The sequence below is a fragment of the Streptomyces sp. NPDC015125 genome, assembly GCF_043080045.1.
In the GTDB taxonomy this organism is placed as follows: domain Bacteria; phylum Actinomycetota; class Actinomycetes; order Streptomycetales; family Streptomycetaceae; genus Streptomyces.
In genome coordinates this window covers 1-4,915 of record NZ_JBIBVF010000044.1, presented here as the reverse complement: position 1 = coordinate 4,915, position 4,915 = coordinate 1, and the positions used below count along the sequence as shown (strand labels likewise).

At 70.6% G+C, this 4,915-nt stretch carries 3 protein-coding genes and 1 pseudogene; 1 reads left to right on the top strand and 3 read right to left on the bottom strand.

Annotated elements, in window-relative coordinates; genetic code table 11:
- Positions 1–162 precede the first annotated feature (162 nt).
- Positions 163–537: pseudogene (locus tag ACF088_RS41125) on the top strand (helix-turn-helix domain-containing protein); the annotation flags it as partial.
- Positions 538–834: 297 nt separating this feature from the next.
- Here the strand turns inward: ACF088_RS41125 and ACF088_RS41120 are convergent.
- The 3 genes from ACF088_RS41120 to ACF088_RS41110 form a co-directional block, all read right to left on the bottom strand.
- Positions 835–1,494: a response regulator transcription factor gene (locus ACF088_RS41120; RefSeq protein ID WP_392381106.1), complete on the bottom strand. Its 660-nt coding sequence runs from the start codon at positions 1,492–1,494 to the stop codon at positions 835–837.
- A complete protein-coding gene (locus tag ACF088_RS41115; RefSeq protein ID WP_392381105.1) occupies positions 1,482–2,747 on the bottom strand; it encodes a sensor histidine kinase in 1,266 nt (421 codons plus the stop codon). Before ACF088_RS41115 ends, ACF088_RS41120 begins: the two co-directional genes overlap by 13 nt.
- Positions 2,748–3,109: 362 nt before the next feature.
- Complete coding sequence (locus tag ACF088_RS41110; RefSeq protein ID WP_392381104.1) at positions 3,110–4,462, bottom strand: erythromycin esterase family protein; 1,353 nt, start codon at positions 4,460–4,462, stop codon at positions 3,110–3,112.
- Between the last annotated feature and the right edge of the window lie 453 nt (positions 4,463–4,915).

Here is a 4,915-nt window from a genome sequence, read left to right as displayed (position 1 = left end):
GCGCGGGTGGACGTGGACGGGGAGGACCCGCACGAGGTGGCGAAGGACTGGCTGGTGCGGGAGGGCTTCATCCGGGAAGGCTGACAGACGGATTCCCAGGTGCTCTGTCCCGGAAGGTTGTGGACGGTGATACAGGTCTCGGTCGAGGGATCTTGAACTCCGCGTCGGGCGGCCGAGCGTTTCCAGGTCTCGCCGACGACGGCCCAGCGCTGGGCTGAGCGCTACCGGCTGTTCGGCGAGGCGGGCATGGCAGACCGTTCCAGCCGCCCGCACACAAGCCCGCGCCGCACCCCGAACCGCACCGAACGCCGGATCATCAAGGTCCGGCTTCTGCGCAGGTGCGGCCCGGCCCGCATCGCCCACCTGCTGGGCCTGGTGCCCTCCACCGTGCACCGCGTACTGACCCGTTTCGGCCTGGCCCGCCTCGACCTGGACCGGGCCACCGGCCGCGTCATACGCCACTACGAACGCGACCGGCCAGGCGAACTGGTCCACGTGGACATCAAGAAGCTCGGCAACATCCCCGACGGCGGCGGTCACAAGACCCCTCGGCCGCCAAGCGGGCCGCAAGCCCCGCTCCGGCGCAGGGGAGGTCAGATCACCGGGGTCAGGGCGGCTTCATCCGCCTCGGCGGCGGCGCGGACGGCACCGAAGACGACTGGCGAACCCCGGGGACGGTTGCACCGCGGAGAGCTCTTTTCTGACCCGCCGTTACAGCATCTGTCGGAACACCTGTCTTGCGGCCGAGCTGCCACCACCGTGCCTACCTGCGCGACCTCTTACGGTGTGCGCCAAGCCACTGACCTGCCGGCGGGGGCGCCCGCCGCACCGGTTTCAGGCCCGGCGGCGGGTGTCCTCGAGGTAGTGGAGGACGGCGGCGACGCGCCGGTCCAGTCGGTGGGTGGGTGAGAGGTCGAGTTTGGCGAAGATGCTGCGGATGTGCTTGTGGACAGCGCTGTCCGTGACGACGAGCCGTTCCGCGATGGCGTTGTTGCCCAGCCCCTCGGCCATCAGGACGAGTACGTCCCGCTCGCGAGGGCTGAGCCGGTCCAGCCGGGTGTCCTGGCGGGACCGGGTGAAGAGCTGCGTGATGACCTCGGGGTCGATGGCGGTGCCTCCGGCCGCCACCCGCCGCAGGACGTCCAGGAACTCCTCCACCCGCCCGACCCGTTCCTTGAGCAGGTAGCCGAGGCCGCCCACGCCGCCGGTGAGCAGCTCCGTCGCGAAGGTCTGCTCGACGTACGCGGACAGGACGAGGACGGCCAGGTCGTGTTGCCTGCGCCGGGCCTCGACCGCCGCGACGATCCCCTCGTCGGTGTGGGTCGGTGGCATCCGCACGTCGAAGATGGCGACGTCCGGTCTGTGTTCGTCGATGGCGTCCAGCGCCTCGTCGGGGGCGCCCGCGGTGGCCACCACATCGAGGGACTCGGCGCGCAGCAACAGGGCGAGCCCCTCGCGCAGCAACGGGTCGTCCTCGGCGATCACGATCCGCATGGAAGATCCACCTCAAGGGTTGTCGGGCCGCCGGACGGGCTGGTCAGGGAGAGGTTGCCGTCGTGTGCCGCGATCCGGCGGCGGATGCCGGTGAGTCCGGAGCCGCCGTCCTCGTCCGCCCCGCCCCGGCCGTCGTCCTCGACGCACAGGTGGAGACGGCCGCCGCGGCTGCGCGCCGTGACGGTGGCATGGTCGGCGCCGCTGTGCTTGGCGATGTTGGTCAGGGCTTCGGCCACGACGAAGTAGGCGGTCGCCTCGACGGAGGCGGCGCACCGCTCGGGTACGTCGACGTCGATCCGGCAGGGCACCGCGCAGTGCGCGGCCAGCCCGGAGAGTGCGCCGGTGAGTCCCCGGTCGGCCAGCACCGGAGGCAGGATGCCGCGCGCGACCGTACGCAGTTCGGCCAGCGCCTGCTCGGCGGCGGAGTGTGCGCGTTCGAGGAGTTCGTCGGCATCGGCGGGGTCGCGGGCCACCATGCGGCGGGCGGCGCCGAGCAGGATGGTGACGGAGACGAGCCGGTTTTGGGTGCCGTCGTGCAGGGAGCGCTCGATGCGGCGCAGTTCGGTGGCGTGGGCGTCCAGGGCAGCCGCGCGCGTGGCGGTCAGCTCGGCGACGCGCAGGGACAGGTCCATCTCGGGGCCGGCCACCAGGAGTCGTCGTCCCGGGCGGGCCTGCAAGCGCGCCATGCCGGGGGTGAGGCCCAGGATGATGGCGGTCGAGCCGAGGCCCAGCAGGCCGACGGCGACCGCGGCCGGCCAGGATTGCACATTCCCGAGGCCCAGCGACGTAGTGGCCACCTCCTCGGGCGCGAACCGCCACCACAGCGGGAAGGTGCCGTCGCGGAGGGCTGAGATCGGCAGCAGGACGCCGAGCAGGCCCAGGAGGAACCCCAAAGTGGCATGGCGGACCAGCCAGCGCAGCTCCCGTCGTGTGGTGGGGTCGACGAGGGCGAGCCGCAGTCGCGTCGGCGGAGGTTCCGGGGCGACGACCTCGAGACCCCAGCGACCGAGCCGGTCGCGCTCCCGGCCGGCCAGGGCGTGCAGCGCGCGCAGTACGGCGGGCGCCATGAGCAGTCCGACCCCGATCGGACCGGTCACGGCGGTGGCGGCCAGCCAGAGCAGCACGAACAGGGCCGAGAGGGCACTACCGAGCCCGGAGGCGAGCTGTCTGACCGCAGCGGTCGCGGGCCGTACGACGGTGTCCGTGAAACCCGCCCCCCGGCCACCGGCTGCCGCGCCCTGCCGGATCGCCATCAGTTCTCCCTCCCCCTCCCCTGCTGCGCGGAAGACCCTATGACGCGGCCGGCTCGCCGTCCGTCGCGGGGTCGGGGAGTACGACCTGCTCTACCTCGAACCAGGCGGTCTACGGGATCGCCGGGAGGGGTGCTCATCCATAGCGTCAGCCGGCGGCCGCTGGTGGACCGTCGGATTGTTCCGTCCGGTCTCCCCTTGACCATCAGCCCGCTGCCCGCCCTCGCCATCCCCAGGGCGGCCCTCGGCAGCGGCCCAGTCGACGCTCCCGCGCGGCCGGGGGTGCTCCGGCGGACGGCACACGCGACGGGAGGTCGGCCTCCCCGTAGGTCAGGGGGCGAGCGACTCGTGCCGGGGCCTGGCCGTCACGGCATCCGCTTGTCGGCCTCCCGGACTTCGTGAAGGTGAATGAGGACGTCGAAGGGCTTCGCGAGCGCGACGTCGCGCGGCTTCACGGGGAACTGTGTGCCGACGCCGAGCGTGGGCCGGGCGACGTTCAGCCAGGCCCGCGCGGAGGCCGGCGCGTTGCGGACGTCGAGGTAGAAGTCCCGGTAGCGGACCTGGTCGAGGGTGTACTCGTTCCTGCCGGGCTCGGCGCCGCCCACGGTGAACTTCTTCCAGTCGCCGACGAGGGCGGCATCCTTCGACAGGAAGGAGCCCTGGTTGAAGGTGAAGCCGATGGGGAGGTAGTTCTTGCCCATCGTGTCGCGCAGGAACGACCCCTGCGTCTTGGGATACAGCTCGGGACAGCTGGCGACGTGGCCGACGTGGTCGTTCTGCGCCGACAACAGGATCCTGTGGCCGGTGCGCCGCTGCCACCAGGTGACGTTCTGGGCCATCACGTCGTCGCGGAAGCGCTGGAAGGAGGGCAGCGTGCCAGGGTCGTCGGGGTTCATGGTGAGGAACTTGGCCGTCTGGGCGATGGAGCGGGCGTTCTGCTCGGCCCATGCGAACGCCTCTCCGCCGGAGCCCTTCTGGCTGCTGACCAGTTCCAGGGCCTGCTGTGCCTTGGTGGCGAGTTGCTGCCGTTCCGCAAGCGGCTTGCCCAGGTAGGCGGAGACGTCGTCGATCGGGCGCAGGCCGGTGTAGAGCTCGTTGAGCCGCGGCAGCGCCTCCGGGCGGTTCTGCTGCACATAACCGGTCACCCGGCCGAAGAACTCGTCGCTCACTGCGGGGGCGCCGATGTCGTCGCCCATGAAGTGGACGGTGCGACCGAGGTGGTGGCGGTTGTAGTCGCGCATCCACTCGATGAGGCTCACGAACTCCTCACGGTCCCAAGGGGTGTTGGTCAGCGTCTCCTCGGCGATCTTGCGGGCGTCGCCCCTGCCGGTCTGAAGGTAGTCGTCGATCTGGAGCCCGGCGGACCAGCTCAGTTCGAGGGCGAAGGTGGTGAAGCCCTTCTCCTCGACGAGGTAGCGGAAGACCCGCTCCTTCATGGTGAAGAACTCGTGGGAGCCGTGGGTGGCCTCGCCGAGGCCGACCACCTTGGCGTCGCCGATCATCGAACCCAGGGCCCGCAGGTCGGCCGTGTTCCTCCCGGGCTCGGTGGAGCGCAGCGGGTGGGCCGCCTGCTCCAGCGCGCGGACCGGGTTCTGCTTCCCGCCGGCCGTGTCGGCCTGAACCGCCTGGACCGCCACAGGAGCAAGGACCGCTCCCGTCGCGATCACCGCCGTGACCAGCAACCCCCGCCGGCTGATGCGCTTACGGTGACTCACCATGCTGTTACCCCTCATTTGCCTACAGCAACTTGAGAAGGATCATCGCCCGCGATTCCCTCGCCCCGCGCTGGTGGCAGCCACCGAACTTCTCCGGGTGGCTACTGCCCGCTGGAAGGGTAGTAGGGGGTACCAGAGGCTGGCTGTCGGCACGAACCGGAGGACAACCAAGACCCCGTGGATCACCACAGAGCACGCCTCGCCGGCACATGCAGGACCCCCGCCGGAGCAGGCCGACGGGGGTCTCATCTCTCAGCGCTCTGACGGTGGTCTCACCAACAGCGTGGACGTCTCCGGGTCACAAGGCCCTGACCTGTACATACGCTCATGACCTGGACCACGTAAGACGCGATCTACCACCTGTGCCATGTGGTACCCAGCGCCGCGCCCAGTACGAGTACGGGGGCGTCGTCGGGACCATCAATCCGGTGCTGCAGGGTCTTCTCACTCACCCGG